Origin of the sequence: Bradyrhizobium sp. CIR18, assembly GCF_014198295.1 — a bacterium.
Taxonomy (GTDB): domain Bacteria; phylum Pseudomonadota; class Alphaproteobacteria; order Rhizobiales; family Xanthobacteraceae; genus Bradyrhizobium.
Map to the genome: position 1 here is coordinate 241,214 of NZ_JACIHF010000009.1, position 24,983 is coordinate 266,196.

Consider the following 24,983-nt stretch of genomic DNA (forward strand, 5'->3'; position numbering starts at 1 on the left):
GGCAGGCCTCACATCCCACTGAGACCACTATCCACTGCGAGTGTCTGCGCGGTGACGTAGACGCTTTCGTCCGACAGGAAGAACAGCACCGCATAAGCGATCTCCCAGGCCGTGGCCTGGCGGCCGAACGGGAGGTGGCCCTTGCCGCGGTTGGGGCGGCCGGCGCCGGCTTCGCGACCGTTTGGGGTATCGACCAGACCGGGATAGACGAGGTTGGCGCGGATGCCGCGGCGCGATCCCAGATGGGCGATGTTGCGCATCAGGCCGCCGAGTGCGGCCTTGGAGGAATCGTACACCGCCATCTGCGATCCAGCCTTCAAGGCGGCGATCGAGGAGATGAAGACGATGGCGCCGCCATCGTCGAATCGCGGCAGCGCGGCGCGGCAGCACAGCATGGGACCGCGGACATTGACGTCGTAGATCCTGTTCCACTCCTCGGGGCTGACGTTATCGAGGCCGGTCTTGCCGAAGGTGCCGATGTTCAGAACCATGCCATCAAGGCCGCCCATGGCGCGATGGGCTTCCTCGATCATGCGCTGGACGTCCGCCTCTGACGTGACGTCGGCCACGATGGCAAAGCCCTCGCCGCCTTCATCGGTGATGTGCTTGACGGTCTGCTGCGCGGAGGCATGGTTGAGGTCGGCCACCGCGACCCTCGCGCCCTCGCGTGCGCACAAAATGCTCATGGCGCGGCCGTTGCCGATCGGATCGGTTGAGGCATCGAATACGCGCTGGCCGCCTCCGACGATCAGGATGCGGCGGCCTTTCAGCCGCCCCCTGCCCGGCGCTTCGCCTAGCGATTCCGCGCTGGGCGGACGAACATAGCGCTCCGGCCTGCTGTCGGTTTCCGCCATCTCAACCACCCGGCCTCTTGCCGCCGTCATAGACCGTCATCCCGGCCGCGGGATCGAGATCGGTTTCGGTCGCCTCGGTCAGGCGCGCCATCATCATGTAGAAGCCGAGCGCGACGATGGATTCCACGATCTCCTGGTCGCTGAAATGCGCGCGAGCAGCGGCGAAGGTCGCCTCGGGCACGCGGACGTTCTCGACCACCTCGCGGCCAAACTTGAGCAGCGCACGCTCGGCCTCGCTCAACGCGGCGGCGTCATAATCTGCACGCTCGACGGCATCGACCTGCGCTTGCGTGCAGCCGACCCCGAGCGCGATCGGCACGTGCTGGCGCCATTCATAGGCGCCGCCCTCGAGCTGAGCGGCCTGGAGGATCAGGAGCTCGCGGTTGACGGCCGAGAGCTTCTGCTTGTGCAGGATCGAATTGCCGAGCCGCATCGCCGGGATCATGTTGGCCTCGGCATGGGCCATCATGCGGAAGATGTTGAGCTTGACCGGCATGCGGTCGAACGAGGCGCGGATGTCGCCGCTCGTCGTCTCCGGATCAATCAGGGGCAGCCTTGCCACGGTTCTCTCCCTTGGGTTTCCGTTTCTTGTTGTCGGTATCAGCGCCTGCCGCGATCAGCGACAGGAAGAAGGCGAGATAGCGGTCGATCGCTTCGATCACCTTGGGCCGCGGCGAAGGCGTTGCGCCCATCACGTAATGCTCGAGGCGGATGTAGATCAGGCCGGCCGCGAACAGCCGCGCGGTCTCGCGCGGGTCCGGCGTCTTGACGAGGCCGGCGAGCGCAAAGCCGCGAAAATAGTCCGTCATCATGCTCTGCTCGCGCGCGTAGAAATGATCGGCGAATTTGGCGCGGATACCGGGCACGCGGTTACGCTCAGCCGTGATCACCTTCTGGAACTGGTGCTCGCGCGGATCGGACCATTGCTCGACGAGGTCGAGCGCAAACTGCCGGCAGAACGCGGCGGGCTGGCGCGCGAGCTGCTTGTAGCGCGGCTCCTCCAGCCGGCTCGCCGAGCTTGCCGGACCATGCTCGCTGACGATCGCCTCCAGGATCGCGGCCTTGCCGGGGAAATGATTGTAGAGGCTGCTCTCGCGGATGCCGACGCGGCGCGCGAGCTCGCGCATCGAGGCGCCGCCATAGCCGCTCTGGGCGAACAGGTCGAGCGCTTCGGTGAGGATGCGCTCACGGGTCGTGGGCGCAGCCGCTTCCGCCGCGCTGGAGGTGTGGACAGCCATGTCGGCTTGACTAACGAACGATCGTTCGTTAGTCAACCGTACGAACGATCGTTCGTTTGCCAGTCTGGCGACAACGGTCGCGGCCCGCAAGCCCGCTTGCGGGCGCTGTTCTCGCGTTTCAACTCCGCTCCTCGAGAGGCGGAGAGCAATTTTGGGGAGACGACGTCATGGCGCGCCTTGCCCGCCTTCGTGCGGCCTGCATCCTGTTGCCGCTGCTCGCAAGCAGCGCCGCCTCTGCCCAAAGCAAATACGATCCCGGCGCCGACGACAAGACGATCAAGATCGGCACCACCGCGCCGCTGAGCGGCCCGGTGTCGGCCTTCGCGCAGATCGCGAAATCGGCTGAAGCCTATTTCCGCAAGGTGAACGACGATGGTGGCGTCAACGGGCGGCGCATCCAGATGATCATCGCCGACGATGCTTATAGCCCGCCGAAGACGGTGGAGCAGACGCGCAAGCTGGTCGAGAGCGATGAGGTGCTCTTGATCTTCGGCGGCGTCGGCACGCCGACCAACGGCGCCGTGCACAAATATCTCAACGACCGCAAGGTGCCGCAGCTCTTTCTGGGCTCGGGCGCCGCGAAGTGGGACGATCCCAAGAACTTTCCATGGACGGTCGGCTGGCAGCCGACCTATCGCGATGAGGCGATCGCCTACGCCCGGTACATCAAGGCAAGCCACGCCAATGCGAAGATCGGCGTGCTCTACCAGAACGACGACCTCGGCAAGGATTACCTGAAGGCGCTGGAGGAAGGCCTCGGCAGCGGCGAGGCCATTGTAGCGCGCGCGGCCTATGAGACCTCGGCGCCGACCGTCGATACACAAATCCTGCAACTGAAGACCGCCGGCGCTGACGTCGTGCTGGTCGCGGCAACGCCGAAATTTGCAGCCCAAGCGATCCGCAAGATCGGTGAGATCGGTTGGAAGCCCACGACCATCATATCCAACGTCTCGGCCTCGATCAGCGGCGTGCTGGAGCCGGCCGGCAAGGACAATTCCACCGGCGTCATCTCCAGCCAATATCTGAAGGACGCAACCGATCCCGCCAACAAGGATGACGCCGGCTACCGGGAGTGGCTCGCCTTCATGGACAAGTACATGCCGGACGCCAACAAAAGCGACTGGCTCAACGTCTACGGCTACACCATCGCGCAGACGTTGGTGACGGTGCTGAAGGCCTCCGGCAACGATCTCACCCGAGCCAACGTGATGAAGCAGGCGACGACCATGAAGGACGTGAAGCTGCCGATGCTGATCAACGGCACCGCGGTGAACAACTCGCCCGAGCGCTTTACGCCGATGACGAGCCTCCAGCTGATCCGTTTCGACGGCAAGCGCTGGGTGCCGTTCGGCAATCTCCTGAAGAACTGATCGATGCGGCAGGTCAAGATCGGCAGCATGCGGGTCGATCTCGTCAGCGAGATCCCCGCGCTCGCCTTCGAGAAGGATTGGCTGTTCGCCAACGTCACCGACGCGGTGATCGCGGAAAACCGGAGCTGGCTCGATCATCGCTACATCGAGCCGGAGACAGGCCGCTTCATCCTCAGCCATCACTCTTATCTCATCCGCACGCCGCGCTGGACCGCGATCGTCGACACCTGCTGCGGCAATCACAAGAAGCGGCCGCGCGTGCCGGCGTGGAACAACCTCGACCAGCCTTATCTCGAGAACCTGCAGGCGCTGGGCGTTGCACCCGAACAGGTCGACTTCGTGATGTGCACGCACCTGCATGTCGATCACGTCGGCTGGAACACGCGGCTGATCGACGGCCGCTGGGTGCCGACCTTCCCCAATGCGCGCTATCTGATGGGCCGCGCCGAATATCGCCACTTCGAAGCCGCGCACAATGCGGCGCCGAGGAGCCCAGTGAACCACGGCTCGTTTGAGGATTCCGTGCTGCCGGTCGTGGCGGCCGGCCTTGCCGAATTCGTCGAGACCGATCATCACCTGTTTAGCGATCGCGACGCGACCTTGCGCTTTGCGCCGGCACCTGGGCACACCGCCGGCAACATGCAGATCCACCTCAACGGCGGCCACGATCACGCGGTGATGTCCGGCGACGTCATCCATCATCCGATCCAGTGCGCGGCGCCGTGGCTATCGAATGCCGCCGACGTCGATCCGGCTGCGGCGGTCGCAACGCGCATGGCGCTGCTGGAAGAGCTTGCGGATACGCCGAGCTATCTGCTCACCGGCCATTTTCCGGCACCGACCGCGGGACGCGTGGTCAGGCACGGCGATGCCTACAGATTTCGTTTCGAGAATTAGGGGGAAATATCATGAAGCTGCGCACCATCACGCTTTCGTTTCTAGCATTGCTGTCGGCGGCCCTGCCGGCACGAGCCGAAGATCCCGCCGCCTACCCGACCCGCAAGATCCGGATGCTGCTGCCTTATGCGGCCGGCGGCGGCGGCGACGTGGTCGGCCGGCTGCTTGCGGACAGGATGGGCAAGACGCTCGGACAGAGCATCTACATCGAGAACCACACCGGTGCGGCCGGCACGCTCGGCACGCAGATGGTCGCGACATCTGCGAATGACGGCTACACCATCACCGTCGGCGGCATGACCACGCATGTGCTGGCTCCCGCGATCTATCCAAAACTGCCCTACGATCCGATCAAGGATTTCACGACCATCGGCCGCGTCGGCACCTCCTCGATCATGCTGGTCGCCACCAGGAATTTTGCCGCCAACGACATCAAGGGCCTGGTCGCTCTGGCCAAGAAGGGCGAGCCGATCCAGTACGGCAGTTGGGGCGTCGGCTCGACCGGCCAATTCTGCGCGGAGATCCTGATGCAGCAGGCCGGCATCAAGATGGACCACGTGCCGTTCAACGGCATCGCAAAACTCGCCGGCGACCTGCTCGGCGGCCACATCTCCCTTGCAACGCTCGACGTGGCGACGGCAACGCCGCTGGTGAAGGACGGTTCGATCAAGGCGCTGGCCGCCTGCGGCGAGCGTTCGCCGAGCCTGCCGGATGTCGCCAGCTACGGGGAGCAGGGGGTGCCGTTCGATCGCAGTCTGTCCTGGGCGATGTATGCGCCGGCGGGCGTCGCTCCGCCGATCGCACAGAAGCTTTCGGCGGCCCTGAAGGACGCGCTCGGTGACGAGGTGGTGAAGCAGAAGCTGCTGGCACTCGGCATCACCCCGCATTTCGTCCCCGGCGACGAGCAGCGCGATCTCAACGCGCGCGACATCGCGGCCTGGAAGCAGGTTGCCAAGGACGCAGGCATTGAGGTCAAGTGAATAGGCAAAGGACAGGAGCGCGGGCATGAGCCGCATCTTCGGCGCGGTGCGCCAGAACGGATATGTGGTGCGGGACATCCACGCTGCGATGAAGCATTGGATCGAGGTGATGGGGGTCGGCCCCTGGTACTACATGGACCGCGTCAAGACCGACTGGTTTCGCCATCGCGGCGAGGACTCCGCCGTAGAGATGAGCATCGCGCTGGCAAATTCCGGCGAGCTCCAGATCGAGCTGATCCAGCAGCGCAACGACGCGCCCTCGCTCTACAAGGAATTCCTCGACGCCGGGCACGAAGGCCTCCAGCACATGTCGTACTGGAGCCACGACTATCAGGCGCTCTACGACAAGGCGATCGGGCTCGGCTACAGGATCGGCCATGAGGGCCAGATCGGCGGCGAGAAGGGGCGCTTTGCCTATTTCGACACCCAGGCCCATCCGGGCACGGTAATCGAGATTTCGGACATCAGCGGCACCAAGGGGCCGTTCTTCGAGAAGGTCCGGCAAGCTGCACTGAGTTGGGACGGCACGCGGCCGATCCGCGAGGTCGGCGGCGGGAAATCGTAGTGTCGGTCGCCGGCTGGGCAGGCGCGTTGGCGGACAAACCATGGTACATAAGCCAGGTGTCCGAACCTTCAGCGAGGCAAGCATGTCCGACACTGACAAGGTTTTCGCCGGCTCGATTCCGAAAATCTACGACGAGTATCTCGTCCCGATGATCTTCTCCGTCTATGCGGAGGACATCGCAAGACGCATCGCCGCCCGCTCGCCCTCCGCGCTGCTCGAGATCGCCGCTGGCACCGGCGCAGTGACGCGCGCCGTAGCGGCGGCGCTGCCGCGCGGCATCCGTTACGTAGCCACCGATCTCAACGAGCCCATGCTCGCAGTCGCCGCGCAGTGCCAGAAGGACGATGACCGCATCAGCTGGCGCCAGGCGGACGGCATGGCCCTGCCCTTTGGTGATGCCGAGTTCGACGTGGTCTGCTGCCAATTTGGCGCGATGTTCTTTCCGGACCGCACCAAAGCTTACACGGAAGTGAAGCGCGTCCTGAAGCCGGACGGCACGTTCGTGTTCAACGTCTGGGATCGGATCGAGGACAATGTGCTGACGCATGAAGCGACGGTCGCGCTCGGAAAGCTATTTCCCGACGACCCGCCGCGCTTCATGGTCCGCACGCCCCACGGCTATTACGACAGAGACGTCATCAGAGCCGACCTCGAACGTGCCGGCTTCCGCGATATCTCGATCGAGACGCGATCTGAAACAAGCCGCGCGCCATCGCCCGAATATGTCGCGCTCGCCCTTTGCCAGGGCACGCCACTGCGCAGCGAGATCGAGGCAAGAGACGCCAGCAAGCTTCAGGCCGCGACCGACATTGTCGCCGAGGCGATCCGGACGCGTCATGGCGCCGGACCGGTGGAGGGCAAGATTCAGGCTGTGGTGATCGAAGCGCGTCCGTAACTGCAGGCCGCCCGGGCGGCTATCCTGCGTCCTACCACCAGCTCCGCTGCATCGGCTCCGTCGACTGATAATATTGGTACTGGCCGCGCTGCCGGCGCGGATTGGCCGGCTGTACATAGGGGTCACGTTGGTAGAAGAAGCCGAAGCCGTTACCGCCATTGTCCCAGCCGTCATCGCTGGCGATCATGGCAGGAGCGGTCGGCTTGCGCGTGATGAAGCCGCCTTGCGGTTGGTCGCTCAGCACCGCGACGAATTCAGTCCGGTAATTGGTTTCGCTGCTCAGCGGCTCGTCCGAGATGATGATGGAAGAACGCGGCAATGCAGTTGGCCCGATGCGATCCCAGACGTCCTGCGGGATGGTGATGCGGTCGAGCGCATTGCGGGCCTCATCGCCGTTTTCGATCGTGACCACGCTCCAGCGCAAGCCCGTAGCGGACTTCGCCATCGCCGTGAAGATATGCGTGCCGATCGGCTGCTCGGGATTTCGGATCGTGACGGGAACCTCGATGCTGGTGTCGAACACTTCGCCGCCGCCATCGGGGGCTGGCTTGTGCGTGTTTCGCCGCACGTAGAGCTTCTGTGTCGAGCGGCTGATGTAGACCGAGACCGGCTCACCCGCGAGCTTCGCGTCGGTCGCAGCCTTCACGGCGTCGGCCTTCCTGGCCGCGGAGGCCTTCGCGGCGTCCTTCGTCGCGGCCACGGCATCGCGCTTCGGCTGCGCGGCGGCCTTGGCGGCGTCGAGCTGCGTCGCCGCGTCGGCGGCCTTGGTCGCCGCCTTCTGCTTCAACTCCTCGGCCTTGGCGCGGGCCTGATCGTTCTTGGCATTCGCGAGCGTCTTGTCGGCGAAGGCGAGCTCGGCGTCAGCGCGGGCCTTCTGCTGTTCCAGCTTGCGCAGCGCGGCAGGAAGCGACGCAGCTTCCTTGGCGGCGGCGGACGCAGCCTTCTTGGCCTCGTCGGCAGCCCTTGTGGCCTCGTCGGCCTCGACGGAGAGCTTGTCGGCCAGCCTGGGCGCTGCCGCGATCGCTTCCGGCTTCGGTACGAACAGCGAGGGGTGAGCGATATCGGTCGGGACCGTATCGTGGGGCGAGATGATCACCCGCATCCCGATATAAGTCTTGTCGAACAGGTTCTCGGCAAAGCCGAAGGGCATGCGCACGCAGCCGTGCGAGGCGGCATAGCCGGGCAGCGGTCCGCCATGCAGCGCGATGCCGTTCCAGGTGATGCGCTGCATGTTCGGCATCCAGGCATCGTCATACATGGTCGAGCGGTGGTCCTTGTCCTTCTCGACGACGGCGAAGACGCCGGCCGGCGTCTCGCGTCCCGTGGTGCCGGTCGACACCGGCGCGCGCAAGATCCAGCCATCGGCATCGTAGAACGTGACCTGCTGGCTCTTGATCGACACGATCGCCATGATGGGATCGCCGGCCTGGCGCTGCGCCACCGCCTCGGCGGGCTGGCGCGCCTGCTTGGCCGCGCTCGCCGGCGCGACCGCCGCCAGGACCGCCATTGCCGCCAATGTCACGATTCCGGGAGGCACCCGACGCCGCATCGCCTTGGTGGGTTGCGCCGTCGTCAGTCGGTTTTTCATGCCATCCTCGGTCGAAATGCCAGCCCGCTCGTGCCGATCAGGTATCAGATTGCGGTCATTCAATTAAGAAATCGCAGCCGCCATACGTTCCGTCTGTGGCGATATTCGGCTCGGTCCGGCGACAAATCCCTCATATATGACGGCCCGAGCCGGCGGAAGGTCGGTTGCAGCCGGGGTTGGTCCGAACCTGGTGGCATTCACTGCGGCAGAATGTCCGCCTCTGCCGGCAAGGACACGCCCGTCAGACGCCCAGAGCCTTGCGGTTGAAGCCTCGCAGGAAGCGCAGCGACAACGTCCGGACATTGGCGACGTTGAGCAGCCAGGCCGCTCCGACATAGGCAAGGCCGCCGGCGAGGCTGACGATGAGGAGCGAGACGAAGCCGGTGCCGCCCGCTTGCGACCGCGCCGCCAGGATTGCAGCCGCCATCGCCGCTGCGGAGGCCGCAATACCGGCGAGGCGGCCGAGGTCGAACGGGACCGGGTGGGCGCGATGCATCAGGACGACGGCAACGAGGAAACCGAGCGCCTCGGTCGCAAGCGTCGCAAGCGCGGCGCCGTAGATGCCGTAGCCGGCGACCAGCGCGAACATCAGGACCACGCTGACCACCAGCGTGAGAAAGGACTGCGCCGCCAGCATGAAGGGCCGCTCGGCAAGCTGGAAGCTGATCTGGACGTAGAACTGGTTGGCAATACCGAAGAAGCGGGCGAGCACCAGGGTCGGCAGCAGCGCCGACACGCCGGCGCGGAAGTCGATGCCGACGAGCGTGCCGGCAACCTGATCCGCTGCAAGCGCGAGCCAGATCGCAACGGGGGTGACGACGACGAGCAGAAGCTCGAGGCTCTCGGTCAGCCGCTCCCGCGTCGCCTCCTTGCTATTCTCCGACAACGACCGGAACACCAGCGGCACGGTGGCCGCGGCAACGCTGGATGCGATCATGACCATGAACTGGCGCGGCAGGTCGGCGGCAACGCCGAAGATGCCGGCGGCGTCCTTGCCGAGCAGATACGCGACAATCAGGCGGTCGCAGGCCGAATAAACTGCAACGGAAAGCCCGGCCAGCGTCAGCGGCAGGCCGTAACGCGCGAGCTGCATGAACTGGCTGCGCTGGAAGCGCGCGATCTTGGTGCGGTCGCCGACGAGGTTCAGGATGATGCCAGTGAGCGACCCCAGACCAAACGCGGCAAGCAACCCCAATCCACCCCAGCCGAGCCAGATGCCGAGGAGGCCAAAGCCGACGCTCGACACGCTGCGCACGATCGAGATCGCGGCAAACCGGTAGGGACGCAACTTGGCGCGCTCGAATTCCTGGCCGACATCGACCGCATTGGCCATGACCGCGACGAACATGCTGGCGAGCAGCAGCTCGACACTGAGGTCGCTACGGAACAGGAAGACCAGCGGCGTCGTGGCGCACAGCACGGCGACCGTAAGTCCAAAGGCGACCATCGCCGTTCCGCGAAAATCAACCTCCGCCGACATCGCCTGATAACGGGACACCGACAGCTTGATCCAGGCGAAGAAGATCGCGCCCAGAATGCCGGCGAGGCTGATGCCGACGACATAGACGCCGTACTCTGCCGGCGTCAGCAGCCGCGTATAGGCCGTGACCGCGAAGAAGCCCACCGCCGCAGGCAGGATGTAGGCGACGAGATAAATCGAAAAATGTCGGTTCAGCATGCGAGCACGGGACCGGCAGCGGTCTTGCGAGTGTGGCGGCCGTTCATCAATGGGGCCTTGAATGGGGCCTTAAATGGGGCCTTTGGCGGGGCAAACGAATGCGCCGCAGCATCGCTCAAGAGTGTCACATAAGTCTGCAGATCGGGCGGCGAATGAAGCCTTGGAGCCGCTTTCGCGCGTTAGCGTTAAATTTGCCCTTCCCTGAACGGCAAGGCGCGATCACGAAAAGGAACCATGACTTCCAGGCGGCAGAGGTTAACCCAACAAGGCGAAACCCCGGCGTCGCCGGGCGCCGCTTGGTACGATGGTGCGTTGGTTCGAAAAGGACGGCCGTGACCAGGCTCGACAGACGCGAATTTCTCCTCGGCAGCGCCGCAGCCCTCGCGGCGGGCGCATCCGCGTCGGCGGCGCCGGCGTCGAAACTGGCGCAGCGCCATCCGGGGTTCGGCGCAGCGGCCACGCTCTGGGACCTGCAGGCCGATCCCAGGCTCGGCGAAGCCATCAGCACCTATTGCACGCAGGTCGTCCCGGTGCTCGAGCTGAAATGGCCGATGCTGCGGCCGAATGCGCACACGTTCAATTTCGAGCGCGCCGACGCGATTCTGGATTTTGCGCGGGACAACGATCTGACGATGCGCGGCCACGCGCTGGCCTGGTATCACGACATTCCGGACTGGGCCAAGCAGATCAAGGACACACGCGGCGTCGAGCGCGCCTATGTCGACCACATCGGCACCGTCGTCTCCTATTACAAGGACAAGCTGACGTCGTGGGACGTCGTCAACGAGCCGATCCCGGACAATCCCCGCAGCCCGAAGGACCGGCGCGACACGTTCTGGACGCAGCATCTCGGCCAGAGCTGGATTCCGCTGGCGTTCCGCACGGCCGCTGCGGCCAATCCGTTCGTCAAGCTCGCGATCAACGAATATGATATCGAGTCGGCCAAGGATTCCTTCATTGCCAAGCGCGCGGCTTATCGCAATCTGATCATGGACCTGCTCGACCAGGGTGTTCCGCTGCACGCCGTCGGACTGCAATCGCATCTGCACGCCGAGCTCGAGATCGATACCCATGGGCTCGCCGAGTTCGTCACCGAGCTGCGCTCGTGGGGACTCGAGGTGTATGTCACCGAACTCGACGTCGACGACCAGAAGCTGACGGGCAATCCGGCCGAGCGCGACGCCATCGTCGCCAAACGCGTCGACGATCTGCTGACGGCCATTTCAACCAGCGGCCCGGTGCGGTCGATCCTGACCTGGGGCCTCTCGGATCGCTACAGCTGGATCAACGGCACCTTCGCCCGCGCGGACAAGCAGCCGAACCGGCCGCTGCCGCTCGACGGCGAGTTCAAGCCGAAGCCATTCATGGACGTGATCAGCAAGTTCACAAAGGACGTTTGAACGCGCGAGCTTAGCTGCGCGTCTTCACCTCGAACTCGGCCGCGTCACCCATATCTTCGGGAGACAGGCTCGGAGCCCGGCGATCGCGCGAGCTGAGGCGGAACACGTCGCGGATATCCTCGACCGAGGTCGAGGAATAGGACTGGATGCAGAGCGCGACCTGCCCGGGCGAAGCGGCACGCATCAGCGCTTCGATCGCCGGGCGGTCGAGCGGCGTGTCATCCCAATGCGAGACCGCGATGCTGTCTTCGGTGACCCGATGGGCGGCAAGATGCGCGGGCGAGTTCGCGACGAAGTGGCCGTACATCAGATATTCCGAGAACTTCTTCTTCCGGCACAGCGCCAGAACCCAGTTCAAGCCGGTCGCCGACTTGATGGCGGCGGTCATCGCGCGCGCGGTGTCCTTGTCCCAGACCAGCGCGTTGCCGACATAATCATCGGCGGGAAACGAGCGATCCTTGATACCGAGAAGCTGATCGACGGTGCGCAGCCACAGCCCGTGCAGCGGGTGGTCAGCGCGGATGTCCTTCGGCGTGACGAACAGAGGCGTCTTCTCAGCCCCGGCATATTGGCCGACGTCGAATTCGCGGAAGAACAGATTGTCCGAATCCAGGATGCAGACGCGCTGCTCGGGCGCATTGAGGACGCCGGCGATCTTCAGGATCTGCTGGATGTGCCAGCCATGCACCGGCGAGGACAGCAGCGACAGCCAGACGCGGCGCTTGCTGATGAACTGGAGCGCCGGCGGCAGCGCAAACAGCCATTTCGGCAAATAGCGCGAGGCCGGAACGATGACCCGCTTGTCGGAGGCGAAGCGCTCGAACAGCGGCACGTCTTCATCGTTAACGAGAACATAATGCCGCGTGTATCCCGAGAGCCAGGTGTCGATGCTCTCGCTGAGCAGCGAAAAGCGTTCGATATCCTTGGCATAGCTGGCGGTCAGCAGGGCAACGGAATGCATGGAGCGCGCTCAAATGGCCATCAGGCCGTACTCATAGCGGCGCGGATAGAGACTGGAAACTCTCAACCTGAATCAAGGTAAAGCGAAATGGAGCGCGACACGGGAAATCTAGCTTTTGGATTTCAGGCTTCTGATGTAGGCGACCGCTCGCTCCGCAATAGCCGGATCAAGGTCGGTTTCTCGGATTCTCCGTTCGATCAACTCCAGGTCCAACGGATGCGTCTCATGGATCGCGCCAACGAACCGCTTGTCCCTCTCATCCAATCTGGCGATCTTGGACACGACGAGGTCTTCCGGCGCTGGCGCCACGCCGATCACCGTCCGTCCTTCGACTTCGGTCTGCACCTGTAACGGCGCGGTGCCGCCAGCCTCTCGGAAGCTTGGCCGTCGTCTCATCCACGCCGTCGATGTAGAAACCATGTGTTCGGTGAAAGTGGCTTTCAGATCCGAAAAGACCATCGATGTGCTCAGACGCAATAGGCTGCACACCGTCACGCGTGCGCTTGGCCTCCGTCATTTCCCAGACTTTCGCGTTTGCTGGAAACGCATCGATTTCCGGCGATTCCGTCGCCGCCTCCGGCGCGTCCGACATGGAAGCCAGAATCGCCTGGCTACCAACGATGAACACGGTGTCCGTCTTGAACTCCAAGGCAAGTGCCCTCAGAGGAAATCCTCGAAATCGCGGAAGGGGCCACCAGGCATCACAGGCCTCGAGCAGAAGCGAGTTGAGTGCTCAAGCCGCGCTCGACGATTCTTCTCGCAGCCCTCCGTAGCCGGATCCTCGTGTCGTAATCGCCGAAATGAATGCCATCGGTGAGAAAGAACGGCGACGAATTGCGCAATCTGACCATCTCGCGATCGCGACTGATCAGTTTCACCGCCAACTCTCCGGTCGGAAGCGCCAGCAATTCCTGCCATTCCTGCACGAATGGCCAGTTGGTGAATTGGTCGGCCTGACGCGTGTGAGCTGCCTTGGCCTTGTCCACCAAAGTTGGGTCACGACGAAGTCTCCGCGCGATCAGCCGATGCATCATCAGCTTAGCGGTGTCGCCAACCACGCCTTCGTTCAATCCGTCACTCATCTGCTTGTCCGTGGACCGGACCAGAATATAGACAACCAACGCGAAACAAAAAAGAGCATAACTTCCAGAAGTTGCCACCTCGATTCCGGCAAGCCCTAATCCGACGGCAGTCCCTGCTCGATCCCGCGAAAGCGCAGCGGCGCCAGAGCCGCGGCACGCTGCCACCAGTCGGCGACACGGTCGTCGAGCGCGGTCACACCACGGCCCTGGCCGGGGAAGATCCGGATCTGCTGCACCGCCTCGGCTTCGAACCCCCCGCCCCTGCGCGTGATCTTCAGGGCGGCGCCTTCACGGTCCCGCTGGGTCAGCGGCACCAACAGGCGGCCGCGCGGCCGAAGCGCCTCGAGCCAGAGCGGATGCGGATGCGAGAAGCCGGCGTGGATGATGATCACGTCAGCCGGTTCGCGGATCTCCTCACATCCGTCGCCATGGACCACCTCGACGTTATGATAAGTCTGAAGGAAACCTGCAGCGCGGCGCGCCAGACGCTCGTCGCATTCGATGGCGATCAACCTGCCCTTCGGTCCCACGATCCTCGACAACACCGCCGAGAAATAGCCGAGCCCGCAGCCGATCTGGACCACGCGGTGCTTCTCTTTGATGTCGAGCAAATCGATGAAATGCGCCCACAGGCTGGGCAGCCCGGTGTCGAGCTTGCGGCGCGCGTCGATTGCGACCAGCACGTTGTCATAGAGATGGACGGGATCGCCATCCGGCGTCAGCCGATAGCTGCGCGCCGCTTCACTCTTGATCCGCCAGGGCCCTCTCGGCAGAAAGTTTTCGCGCGGGATGGCGGCGAGCGCTTCGAGCAGGCGCTTTGAGGCAATCCGCTCGCGCTTTGCAATCCTCTCCACATAGCGCGCACGCGCGGCGGCAAGATCGCTCATGTCAGGGGTCGGCGCGTTCGCGGACCGGCGCGTCCGCACCGAGCTCGTTGACGAGCTGCACCGCCTGCTTCAGGTCCGGCGTGTAAAAACCCTCGCTGAACTTGCTGACAACGGGCACGAGCAGCAGACGCGCGTGCTCGCGCCTGCCGGCTTGATGTGACAGGTGCGCGAGGCTGACGGCGGTGCGAAGCTCCCAGGACAACGCGCCCTGCTTGCGCGCGATCTCCAGCGACAGCGCGAACAGATCACCGGCCTCCTGTGCCGAGGCCGGGTCGCCGTCCGACAGCGTGATCTCGCCCTGCAGGCGATAGACTTCGGCGAGATAGGAATGATCGCCGGTCCGCCGCGCGGTCGCGAGCGCACCATCGAGCGCGCGCAAGGCGGCCTCGCGCATCCCGACCTTGGCGTAGGCCTCCGCAAGCAGGCAGCGGAACCAGCAGCCGGCGAGCCAAGAATCCATCGCCTCGTACTCGTCGAGGCCGAAGCGCATCTGGCTGAGGCCTTCATCGGCCTCGCCGAGTTGCGCCAGCGCCCAGCCGCGCAGGATCGCCGCCTGCTGCTTCCAATGCAGAAAATTATGCTCGGTGGCGATGATCATGGCGCGGTTGGCATGGTCGCGCGTGCCCTCGACGTCGCGCAAGTGCTGGCAGAGATACGCACCGAACACGAGCGCGAAGGCGAGCGTGAAAGGATGGCGGATCTTCTCGGCATTCGCGATCGCCTGCTCGCTGTGCTGGCGCGCCGCGTCGGGGCGGCCGAGGAACCACAGGAGGTAGCCGAGATAGGACAGCGAGACGACGCCGGGATCGATGCCATGCCGCTCCATCAGATCGGAGTGGAGATCCGGGCTGTAGAGATTGATGCAGCGGTGCAGATGATGTTGGGAAGCGGCAAAGCGGCCGCGATAGAGCATGGTCATCGCGATCGAGCGGTGCGCCTCGATCAGATAGCCGGTCTGCTGCGCCGGCTGTGTCCGCTCGTTGAGCCGCTCGCGCTTGGCGAATTTCAACAGCTCGACGCTGAGATCGTGCGCGCGGGTGAGATCGGCGCGGATGAAGTGACAGACCCAGAGCCCGCGGGTGGCGGCAAAGATCTTTTCGTCGTCGTCAAGCTGCTGGCCGAGCTCGAGCGCGCGGATGTAGTTCTCCTCGACCTCCTGGACCGCGTAGCCCTTGGCGGCGATCAGCGCGTTGCCGAGCGCAATGCGCAGCTCGAGCTCCATTTCGTCGGCGCCCTGCATCCGCGCATTGGCCTGCACGACGCTGAGGCCGCGGCGCAGATGGCCGATCGCCTCCAGATTGGCGCCGGTCTTTGCCGCCTGCTTGCCGGCCTTGAGCCAGAAGCTCGCGGCGCCCTCGCTCTGGCCGGATTCAGTCATGTGATGGGCGAGCAGCTCCGGTTCGCGCTCGGTCTTCTCCGGATACATCTCGGCAAGCACCTGGACGATCCGTGAATGCAGCTTGCGCCGCTCGCTGTGCAGCAGGCTCGCATGCGCGGCGTTCTGGATCATGACGTGCTTGAAGGAATAGAGCGCATCGGGCGGAAGACCGCGGCGCATGATCAGCCCGGCCTGCTCCAGATGATTGAGCGCCGCCTCGATCTGTTCCGCCGGCGTATTGGCGACCGCGTGCAGCGTCTCGTAGGAAAACTCGCGGCCGATGGTGGCGCCGATCTGCGCGATCCGCTTGAACGGCCCCATCCGGTCCAGCCGCGCCATCAGCGAGTCGGTCAGGGTTGCCGGGATCGCGAGCTGCCGCCACGGGCCCGACAGCACGTAGCGCCCTTGCCGCTCGGTCAGCAGGTTGGATTCGAGGACCGTCTTGGTCAGCTCCTCCAGGAACAGCGGCACGCCGTCGGTCTTGACGATGATCTCCTCGACGACCTCCTTGGGCAGCTCTCTGCCGGCGACGCGCTCCACCAGCGTGGCGCGCAGCTGCCGGCTCAGGCGGTTCAGCACCAGCGTCGTGATGTGCGAATGCGCGTTCCAGCTCGGCTGGAATTCGGACCGCGCGGTGATGATGACCAGGATCGGCCGGTTCTGCACCCGGTCGACCAGGAGGTCGATCACCTCGCGCGAGGTCGGGTCGATCCAGTGCAAATCCTCGAACGCGATCACCAGCGGCATCTCGCGCGCAAGGCCGAGGAAGTGATTGACCAGCGCCCCGACGGTCGCATCCTTCTGCTGCTGCGGCGACAGCTCGAGCCGCGGATAGCGGTCGCCGGTCGGTATCGACAACAGCGCGGCAAACAGCGGCGTGACCTGCTCGATGTCGCCATGAGCGGCGGCGATCGCGCTCTCCAGGCCCGCCAGCGACAGCGCGGACGCATCCTCGCGGTCGAGGCCGAGGTAGAATTTGAGCTGCTCGGCGAACGGATAGAACGCGGTGGACGTGTAGTAGGGCGAGCACTGGAACGAGACCTGTCCATGCCGGTCGCCCGATATCCGCTCGAAGATTTCCTGGATGATGCGCGACTTGCCGATGCCGGGCTCGCCGAACTTGACCACGACCTGGCCATCACCATCCTTGGCCTGCTCCCAGCGGCCCATCAACAGCGCGATCTCCTCCTCGCGGTTGACGAGCGGCGTCAGCCGCGTGCCCATGGCGGCGGCAAAACGGGTCTCCACCCGCGAGGCGCGCACCACGTGCCAGGCCTGCGTCTTCTCGGATATCCCCTTCAAGGCATGGACCCCGAGATTGCGGTAGTCGAACTTCCCCTTCAAGAGCGACTGGGTCGATGAGGAAATCACCACGCCGTTGGGCGGCGCGAGGCCCTGCAGGCGCGCGGCGAGATTGACGGTTTCTCCGACCGCGGAGTCGCGCTCTTCGGTGCCCTGTCCGACGAGATCGCCGACCACGACGAGGCCGGTCGCGATCCCGATGCGGACGGCGGGTGAGTGGCTGAGCCCACCGCGCAGCTCGGTCGCGCGTGCGCTCGATAGCAGCCGCACGATCTCGAGCCCGGCGCGCACCGCGCGTTCGGCATCGTCCTCATGCGCGGTCGGATAGCCGAAATAGACGAGGATACCATCGCCGACGAAACGGGCGGCAAAGCCCTCGTAATGCTTGACCACACGGACGCAGGTTTCGCGGAAGCTCGCGATCATGTCGCGGACGTCTTCCGGATCGAACTGCACGGACAGCGAGGTGGAATCCACCATGTCACAGAACATGGTGGTGAGCTGACGCCGTTCAGCGCCGACCTCCGTGCGCGTTGGCGGCACTATTGTCGCGGGCGCCTCGGCCGTTTCCGCCTGGAACAGCGCCGCCATCGCCCGCTGCAGCCGCTTGCGATCGCCGAGCGGCAATCCGAGCTCGACCAGATCGGACTCGGTCAGGTCACCCATGACGTCGAGATCGAGACGGTGCTGTACGAAGAGATCGGCGTAGTGGCCGAGGCCGACGCCCTCGAGCCAGCGCTTCAGCTCGCCTTCCCTTTCCGTGTCCGGCCCATTCTCCAGCATGGTGATTTTTGCCCGACCATAATTCCGTCGAAGGGCTTAGGGCCCCTCAACCACAGATTTTGGGGCCAAAACTTCACCTCAGACTGGACGCGTTCCCTGACTTCTTGGAAGAATAGCTCAATCGGATCAAAAGGGAATGGAATTGTCGGACGTCACACTCCCAGCCCCGGAGGAATCAAACGGTACGGCGGCCGAAACGAAGACCTTCGTCCACATCGGCGGCCTGCTCGATTTCTACGCCCGCAAGACGCCAGCGGCGCCCGCCCTCCTCGCCCCGGGTCGGCCCGTCCTCAACTACGGCGCGCTTGGCGAGGTGACGCAGGATCTCGTCGGCACGCTGCGCCGGCTCGGCATCACCTCTGCCGACCGGATTGCGGTTGCGCTGCCGCGCGGCGCCGACAGCGCGCTGGCGCTGATCGCGGTTGCCTCGAGCGGCGCCTGCGTCCCCGTCAATCCCGATCTGACCGCGGACGAGCTGCAGCGTTATTTCAGCGAACTGAAGCTGACCGCGCTCGTGACCCGGGCCGACATGAACTCGGCAAGCCGCGACGTCGCCAAGGCACTCGATATCGCGGTGATCGATTTCGTGCCGGGACCGCAAGACAATCTGGGCGGCGGCAAATTCATCGGTCCGACGGTCGGGCCGGCGGCGACCGGCGGCGCCTCGCGCGGCGACGACGATGCGTTCATCCTGTTGACGTCAGGCACGGCGGCGCGGCCGAAAATGGTACCGCTGACGCATCGCAATGTATGCCTGTCTGCCTACAATGCCGGCCACGTGCTGTCGCTTTCGTCCCGCGATCGCCTGCTCAACGTCCTGCCGCTGTTTCACGCCCATGGCCTGATCTCCGGCCTTTTGACGGCGCTGGCCGCGGGCTCCAGCGTGATCTGCACCGACGGTTTCGATGCACCGTCCTTCTTCGGCTGGATGCGGGAGCTGCAGCCCACCTGGTACACGGCGGTGCCGACCATCCATCGCGCGCTGCTGACGGCGGCGGAATCCGACCCGGACCGCGCCCGATCGTCGTCGCTGCGCGTGATCCGTTCGGCCTCGGCCTCGCTCGCGCCCACGATCCTCCAAGGACTGGAGGCGACGTTCGGCGTTCCCGTGCTCGAGACCTACGGCATGACCGAAGCGGCCTCGCAGATCGCGGCCAATCCGTTCGAGCAACGCAAGGTCGGATCGGTCGGGCGCGCCGCCGGCCCCGAGATCGCGATCATGGACGAGACGGGCCGCGCGCTTGCGAGCGGCGAGCGTGGCGAGATCATGCTGCGCGGACCGAACATGAGCCGCGGCTATTACAACGACGAGGCGGCGACACAGGCCGCCTTCCGCGACGGCTGGTTCCGGACCGGCGATCTCGGCTATCTCGACGCGGACGGCTATCTCTTCATCGTCGGCCGCATCAAGGACGTCATCAACCGCGGCGGGCAGAAGATCTCGCCGCTGGAGGTGGAAGAGGTCCTGCTCAGCCATCCGGCGGTGCTGGAGGCCGGCGTGTTCGCCGTCCCGCACGAAAAGCTCGGCGAGAACGTCGCCGCCGTCGTGGTGCTGCGACCGGATGCGGAGGCGACCTCGGATCAGCTGCGCCAGTTCGCGCGCAAACGGCTCGCGGCCTACAAGGTGCCGAGCTTGATCCGCAGCGTGGCAGCCCTGCCGAAAGGCGGCAGCGGCAAGGTCAAGCGCAACGCGCTGGCCGAGCTGATCGCCAAGCCGGAGAACGGCGACGAGGCACGGCTGCCGCGCAACGCGCTGGAGACACAACTCGCCGCGATCTGGGCCGGCCTGTTGGAGCTGCCGCAGGTCGGAATCGATCAGGACGTCTTCGCGCTCGGCGCGGATTCACTCGCGGTGACGCAGATGCGCTCTCGCCTGCGCGAACGCTTCAACGTCGACTTCTCATTCGAGGACATCTTCGATTGCGCCACGGTCGTCGCGCTTGCAGCCCGGATCGACACCGCCGCAAGCCGGCCCGGGGCGACACTGCCGGCCTGGCGGCAGGCGATGGAAGCAGACGCCCTGCTCTCGTTCCAGCAGCAGCGGATGTACGTGCTCTCGCGGCTCGATCCGACGCGCTACAATTACAACGTCGTCGAAGTCGCGGTGCTCAACGGCCAGATCGACGTCGCCGCGCTTCAGGCGAGCCTTGCCGTGATCAGCGCGCGCCACGAGGCGCTGCGCTCGGTCGTCGTCGAGCGGCAGGGCGAGCCGGCGCAGCTCGTGCTGCAATCGCCGTCGCGGCTCAAGCGGGTCAAGCTCAAGCCCTGTCCTGCCGACAAGCGGACCGCAGTGATCAGGCGCGAGGCGCTCAAGCTCGCGCAATACAAGTTCGATCTGGCGCACGAGCCGCCGCTGAAAGTCACCCTGCTGTCGTTCGACAAGACGAGCCATGCGCTGGTGGTCAATGTCCATCACCTCGTCACCGACGGCTGGTCGCAACGCCTGTTCTGGGAGGAGCTTGCCGCCCACTACGCCGCCGCTCACAAGAAGAGCGTGGCGGCATTGCCTTTGCCCGCTTTTCAATATCGCGACTTCGCGCTCTGGCAGCAGAGCTGGGCGCAGACGCCAGCAGCCAAGGACCAGCTCGACTATTGGCGAGGCCAACTCGACGGCGTCACCACGCTGCCGCTGCGGACCGACCGGCCGAGGCCGGAGGTCTGGAGCGGTCACGGCGCTCGCCACTATTTCGAGTTCTCCAAGGCTCTCTCGGGCGATGTCCGAGCATTGAGCCAGGATCAGGGCGTCACGCCTTTTATGACGCTGCTCTCAGTCTTCCAGTGCCTGCTGTACCGCCACACTGGGCATGAGGACGTCGCGACGGGATCGCTGATCGCCAATCGCAACCAGATCGAGAGCGAGCGCCTGATCGGGCTGTTTGCCAACACCCTGATCCTGCGCAACGATTTTAGCGGCGACCCGAGCTTCAGCGAGATGTTGCGGCGGGTCCGGCAGATCACGCTCGATGCCTACCGCAACCAGGACCTTGCGATCGAGGAGGTGTTGCGCGCATTGCAGATCGCACGCCGCAGTGACGGCAATCCGCTGTTCCGGATCATGTTCATCCTCCAGAACGCCTCGATCGAGGCGGCCCGCTTTCCCGGCCTCTCGACGCGGCGGCTGGAGATCGATCCGAAAGTGGCGCGCTTCGACATCACGCTCGAGCTGGTCGAGGCCGACGGCCGCTTCACCGGCTTCTTCGAATACGCCACCGATCTGTTCGACGCCGCGACGATCGACGGCATGGCGGCACAGTTCAAGTCTCTGCTGAAGGCCGTCATCGCCAATCCGGAGCAGCGCATCTCGCGCCTGCCGCTCCTCAACGAGGCCGAGCGCCGGCAATTGCTGACGACAGGCCGGGGCGCGCCGGCCAATTTCATCACAAGCGGCAATGTAAGTGAACGCTTCGACCGTCAGGCCAGGATGACGCCGAACGCCATCGCGGTGACGGATGGACACACCTCCCTGAGCTATCGCGAGCTGGCGCGCCGCAGCCGGTCGGTTGCGCGCTGGCTGGTGCGCGAAGGCGTCGGTGCCGAGAGCGTGGTGGCCTTGCTTGCGGATCGCGGCCCCGAACTGCTCGCCGCGATGATCGGCGTCCAGCGCGCGGGCGCGGCCTTCCTCAATCTCGATCCCGATCAGCCGCCGGCGCGGCTCACGACCATTCTCGGATCGAGCTGCGCCCGCATGCTGCTGACCAGCCGCGCGCGGTCACCCATGGTTGCCGCGCTGCTCGAACCGCTGGTCGAGCGCATCCCGGTGGCTGAACTCGAAGATGCGATCGCCTCGGGATCGACCAAGCCGTCCCGCGCCGTACGGCACACAGCCTCTAGCCTCGCCTATCTCATCTATACGTCCGGCTCCTCCGGCGCGCCGAAGGGCGTCATGATCGAGCAGCGGGGCCTGTCGAACCATCTGGCCTCGCTGATTGCCGAGCTCGGCCTCTCCGCCAGGGACGTGATTGCGCAGACCGCGCCGCAGAGCTTTGTCATATCGGTTTGGCAGTTCCTGGCGGGGCCGATGGTCGGCGCGCGCGTGCATGTCTGCGACAACGCGATCGTGCAGGACCCGATCCTGCTGGCGCGGGAGATTGAACGCGAAGGCATCACGGTGCTCGAGATCGTCCCGTCGCTTTTGCGCGTCATCGTCGAACGGATGAACGAGGCGCAGGTCCGGCGCGCCTTTGCGAGATTGCGGCTGCTGATCTCGACTGGCGAGCCGCTGCCCGTCGAGCTTTGCCAGGCCTGGTTCGCCCGTTGCCCAAAGGTGCCGCTGATCAACGCCTATGGCGCGTCGGAATGTTCCGACGACGTCTCCCTGCATCGCCTGACCAAAGCGCCGGCGAGCGCGACGAGCAACGTTCCGGTCGGCGCGCCGCTGCCGAACACCCAGCTCTACGTGCTCGACGCCAACCTCCAGCCGCAGCCGGTCGGCGTGACCGGCGAGCTCTGCATCGGCGGCGCCGGAATCGGCCGCGGCTATGTCAACGATCCCGCGCAGAGCCGGCAGCGCTTCCTGCCCGATCCGTTCTCGCGCCAGCCAGGCAGTCGGCTTTACCGCACCGGCGATCTTGCCCGCCGCCGTGCCGACGGGACGATCGAATGCCTCGGCCGCGCCGACCATCAGGTCAAGGTCCGCGGCTACCGTATCGAGCTCAAGGAGATCGAGAACGCGCTGGCCGACCATCCGGGCGTGCGGACCGGCATCGTCGAGCCGCGCCGCGAGGCGAGCGGCGATGTCAGGCTGATCGCCCATATCGTCGCAAAGCCCGACAGCCGGATCAGCGCCAGCGAGCTGCGCGAATTCCTGAAGAGCCGGTTGCCGGGCCACGCCATCCCGTCCGCATTCCTGTTCCTGGATCACGTGCCGCTCAATGCCCATGGCAAGATCGACCGGTCCGCACTGCTGGCGCCGACGCAGCAGGAGGCGCCCGGACCGGACGCGCCCGTGCCGGCGCGGCGCTTTACTGAAAAGGTGCTGTCCGACATCTGGATCGACCTGCTCAAGGTGGAAAGCCTGGGTGTCACTGACAATTTCTTCGACCTTGGCGGCCATTCGCTGCTGGCGGGCCAGGCGATGGCGCGCATCGCCCGCGCGCTCGGCGTGTCGCTGCCGATCAAGACCATCTTCGAGGCACCGACGATCGAAGGGCTTGCCCGGCGGGTCGACCAGGCCATGGCGGCGACGCCGCGCAAGCCTGCCGCAAGCGTGAAAAGTCTGGCTGAAGCGAGCCTGACCGATAGCAGCGGACCAACGCTCTCGATCGCGCAGGACCAGATGCTGCGGATCGAGCAGAACCTCCCGGGGTTGCCGCTGTTCAACCTGCCCTTCGCGTTCCGTCTGCAGGGTCCGCTCGATGCGGCCGCCCTGGCACAGGCGATCGAGGACGTCGTGCGCCGGCACGAATCGCTGCGGACCGCGTTCGGCTGGAACGGCGAGGAGCCCGTCAGCCGCATCGCCGCACCCGGCACCCTCGGCCGTGTCCTGACGATCGAGACGATCGGCGACGGTCATCCCCACGCCAACAAGCGGCGCAAGGCACTGGAGCTCCGGAAGATCGATCTTCTGATCCAACAGGAGACCTCTACGCCCATCGACACGACGCGCGCGCCGCTGCTCCGCGCCCGGCTGTTGCGGCTCCATGACGACGAACATGTGCTGCTGCTGACGCTGCATCATGCCATTGTCGACGGCTGGTCGATCGGCGTGCTGTTCGAGGAATTGTCCAGCCGCTATGCGGCGCTGGCCGGATATCAGTCGGTACCGCTACCGAAGCCGCCCCCGGCCTTTTCGGACGTCGCACGCTGGCAGCGCTGGTGGTGCGGCACGGACGCCGCCCGCCTGCAGGCGGCCGACTGGACGGAGAATTTGCGCGGCGCGGTGTCCGTTTTCGACGGCGAATCAAGCCCGGGCGCGTCGACCGGGCATCATCCGGTGAATCTGGATCGTGAGCTGATCAGCCGACTCACGGTGTTCGCCGGCCGGCACAATGGCACGCTGTTCATGTGCCTGCTCACCGGTCTGAAGGCCCTCCTGCTGGCCCGGACGGGTCGCACCGACATCTCTATCGCGACCGCCATGGCCAATCGCGCCCAGCCGGACACCGACCGAATCGTCGGCCCGTTCGAGAACACGGTGATCGTCCGCACCAAAATCACGCCGGAGCTATCGTTCACGCAGGCGCTAGCGCGGGTACGCCCGAGCGTGCTCGACGCGCATGCGCGGCAAGAGCTGCCCTTCAACATCCTGGCCGACCATCTGGAGCGGGAGGGGATCGATCCGGCCTCGCTGCTCCAGGTCTATTTCACGCTGCAAAATCCGCTGCGCCAGCCGCTCGATCTCCCGGACCTCGCGACAGGATCGATCGGCAACATCGCACGCGAAGGCCAGCCGGTGCTGCCGATCGACCAGACATGGCTGTCGCTGATGCTCAAGGAGCGCCCGACCGGCATCACCGGCTCATGCAATTACAAGCTTGAGCTACTCGACGGCCGCAGGGTCGGCGCGTGGATGGAGGATCTCGTTGCGCTGCTGGGGGCCGCCGTCGCCCAGCCCAACACGCCGCTCGAACGATTACTCGCGCGCAACGCGGCGTGAGCGGATGACATCGCGGACTAATACGGGTTCACTCGTCAAAGCTGTGCATGACCAAGTTGCATCTTGATTTTTTGGCGCCGTCGCGCAAGATTATTCCCGCGTTTTGATTTGGACGATTATTTTCCACCGGGGGAGTGTTATGGGTTTCATCAAATTTACAAAGGGCACGTCGTTGAGCGACAAGGACCGCAAGGCCCTCCAGAAGCTGCTCGGTGCCGAGAAGAAGAAGCTCCAGTCCGCGCTGAAGGACGTCGACGCCAGCCTTTCGGTGCTTGGCGGCTCGAAGAAAGCCAAGAAGAAGAAGAAGTAAGATTCGTCGACCGGGACGCCGTACGAATCTTTAGGGCTTCACTTTTCGGGGATGGGCCGCTCGCGTGTCGAGTTGGGGTCTCGCACAAGCTTGCGCCTGTAAACCGGCCTGCAAATCGACAAGAATTCGCCCGGGTGGACCGCTAGAAGCGGTCCGCTTGATTGATTCTTGCTCAGTTGTTTCTTCCGTCGGGACCGGGGATCTGCCTTCGGCCTGACGC

At 64.9% G+C, this 24,983-nt stretch carries 18 protein-coding genes; 8 read left to right on the plus strand and 10 right to left on the minus strand.

From position 1 onward, the window contains the following. Positions 1 to 8 precede the first annotated feature (8 nt). Genes GGD65_RS26345 through GGD65_RS26355 form a run of 3 tightly spaced genes read right to left on the minus strand, consistent with a single transcriptional unit; the run spans position 9 to position 2,092 of the window. A complete protein-coding gene (locus tag GGD65_RS26345; RefSeq protein ID WP_183237089.1) occupies positions 9 to 854 on the minus strand; it encodes an SDR family NAD(P)-dependent oxidoreductase in 846 nt (281 codons plus the stop codon). Position 855: 1 nt separating this feature from the next. Beyond that, the gene (locus tag GGD65_RS26350) at positions 856 to 1,416 is read right to left on the minus strand and encodes a carboxymuconolactone decarboxylase family protein (protein ID WP_183237090.1); all 561 of its coding nucleotides are present in this window, start codon (positions 1,414 to 1,416) and stop codon (positions 856 to 858) included. After that, positions 1,394 to 2,092, minus strand: a complete 699-nt coding sequence (locus GGD65_RS26355) for a TetR/AcrR family transcriptional regulator (protein ID WP_183237091.1) — start codon at positions 2,090 to 2,092, stop codon at positions 1,394 to 1,396. Before GGD65_RS26355 ends, GGD65_RS26350 begins: the two co-directional genes overlap by 23 nt. 167 nt (positions 2,093 to 2,259) lie before the next feature. Between GGD65_RS26355 and GGD65_RS26360 the strand changes: the two genes are divergently transcribed. From GGD65_RS26360 to GGD65_RS26380, 5 genes are all read left to right on the plus strand, one after another. Then, positions 2,260 to 3,462, plus strand: coding sequence for an ABC transporter substrate-binding protein (locus tag GGD65_RS26360; protein ID WP_183237092.1), 1,203 nt, complete (start codon positions 2,260 to 2,262; stop codon positions 3,460 to 3,462). A gap of 3 nt (positions 3,463 to 3,465) precedes the next feature. After that, positions 3,466 to 4,359 carry an MBL fold metallo-hydrolase gene (locus GGD65_RS26365; RefSeq protein WP_183237093.1) on the plus strand — a complete coding sequence of 298 codons (894 nt, stop codon included), beginning with the start codon at positions 3,466 to 3,468 and terminating at the stop codon, positions 4,357 to 4,359. An 11-nt stretch (positions 4,360 to 4,370) separates the two neighbouring features. Then, positions 4,371 to 5,339, plus strand: a complete 969-nt coding sequence (locus GGD65_RS26370) for a tripartite tricarboxylate transporter substrate binding protein (protein ID WP_183237094.1) — start codon at positions 4,371 to 4,373, stop codon at positions 5,337 to 5,339. A gap of 25 nt (positions 5,340 to 5,364) precedes the next feature. Next, a complete protein-coding gene (locus GGD65_RS26375; RefSeq protein ID WP_183237095.1) occupies positions 5,365 to 5,904 on the plus strand; it encodes a VOC family protein in 540 nt (179 codons plus the stop codon). Between the two features lie 82 nt (positions 5,905 to 5,986). Then, positions 5,987 to 6,799, plus strand: coding sequence for a class I SAM-dependent methyltransferase (locus tag GGD65_RS26380; RefSeq protein ID WP_183237096.1), 813 nt, complete (start codon positions 5,987 to 5,989; stop codon positions 6,797 to 6,799). Positions 6,800 to 6,830: 31 nt separating this feature from the next. Here GGD65_RS26380 and GGD65_RS26385 read toward each other — a convergent pair whose 3' ends face one another. Then, positions 6,831 to 8,387, minus strand: a complete 1,557-nt coding sequence (locus GGD65_RS26385) for a L,D-transpeptidase (protein ID WP_183237097.1) — start codon at positions 8,385 to 8,387, stop codon at positions 6,831 to 6,833. A 241-nt stretch (positions 8,388 to 8,628) separates the two neighbouring features. Next, positions 8,629 to 10,065 (minus strand): lipopolysaccharide biosynthesis protein, encoded by a 1,437-nt coding sequence (locus GGD65_RS26390; RefSeq protein ID WP_183237098.1) that lies wholly within the window; start codon positions 10,063 to 10,065, stop codon positions 8,629 to 8,631. A 332-nt stretch (positions 10,066 to 10,397) separates the two neighbouring features. Between GGD65_RS26390 and GGD65_RS26395 the strand changes: the two genes are divergently transcribed. Then, positions 10,398 to 11,465: an endo-1,4-beta-xylanase gene (locus GGD65_RS26395; protein WP_183237099.1), complete on the plus strand. Its 1,068-nt coding sequence runs from the start codon at positions 10,398 to 10,400 to the stop codon at positions 11,463 to 11,465. Between the two features lie 10 nt (positions 11,466 to 11,475). Here GGD65_RS26395 and GGD65_RS26400 read toward each other — a convergent pair whose 3' ends face one another. The 5 genes from GGD65_RS26400 to GGD65_RS26420 form a co-directional block, all read right to left on the minus strand. Next, positions 11,476 to 12,426 carry a DUF6492 family protein gene (locus tag GGD65_RS26400; protein WP_092253871.1) on the minus strand — a complete coding sequence of 317 codons (951 nt, stop codon included), beginning with the start codon at positions 12,424 to 12,426 and terminating at the stop codon, positions 11,476 to 11,478. A gap of 108 nt (positions 12,427 to 12,534) precedes the next feature. Then, positions 12,535 to 12,885, minus strand: coding sequence for a DUF6036 family nucleotidyltransferase (locus GGD65_RS40325; protein WP_246783403.1), 351 nt, complete (start codon positions 12,883 to 12,885; stop codon positions 12,535 to 12,537). Between the two features lie 242 nt (positions 12,886 to 13,127). Further along, positions 13,128 to 13,508, minus strand: coding sequence for a hypothetical protein (locus tag GGD65_RS26410; RefSeq protein WP_183237100.1), 381 nt, complete (start codon positions 13,506 to 13,508; stop codon positions 13,128 to 13,130). A 95-nt stretch (positions 13,509 to 13,603) separates the two neighbouring features. Continuing rightward, a complete protein-coding gene (locus GGD65_RS26415) occupies positions 13,604 to 14,395 on the minus strand; it encodes a protein-L-isoaspartate O-methyltransferase (RefSeq protein ID WP_183237101.1) in 792 nt (263 codons plus the stop codon). A gap of 1 nt (position 14,396) precedes the next feature. Then, entirely contained in the window at positions 14,397 to 17,858 is a 3,462-nt protein-coding gene (locus GGD65_RS26420; RefSeq protein WP_183237102.1) for an AAA family ATPase, read from the minus strand. 136 nt (positions 17,859 to 17,994) lie between these two features. On the opposite strand from GGD65_RS26420, the gene GGD65_RS26425 reads away from it, so the two are divergent. Together GGD65_RS26425 and GGD65_RS26430 are read left to right on the plus strand one after the other, a co-directional pair. Next, on the plus strand, positions 17,995 to 24,453 hold the full coding sequence (locus tag GGD65_RS26425) for a non-ribosomal peptide synthetase (RefSeq protein ID WP_183237103.1): 6,459 nt from the start codon (positions 17,995 to 17,997) through the stop codon (positions 24,451 to 24,453). A 139-nt stretch (positions 24,454 to 24,592) separates the two neighbouring features. Then, the gene (locus tag GGD65_RS26430; RefSeq protein ID WP_183237104.1) at positions 24,593 to 24,763 is read left to right on the plus strand and encodes a hypothetical protein; all 171 of its coding nucleotides are present in this window, start codon (positions 24,593 to 24,595) and stop codon (positions 24,761 to 24,763) included. Positions 24,764 to 24,983: the final 220 nt, after the last annotated feature.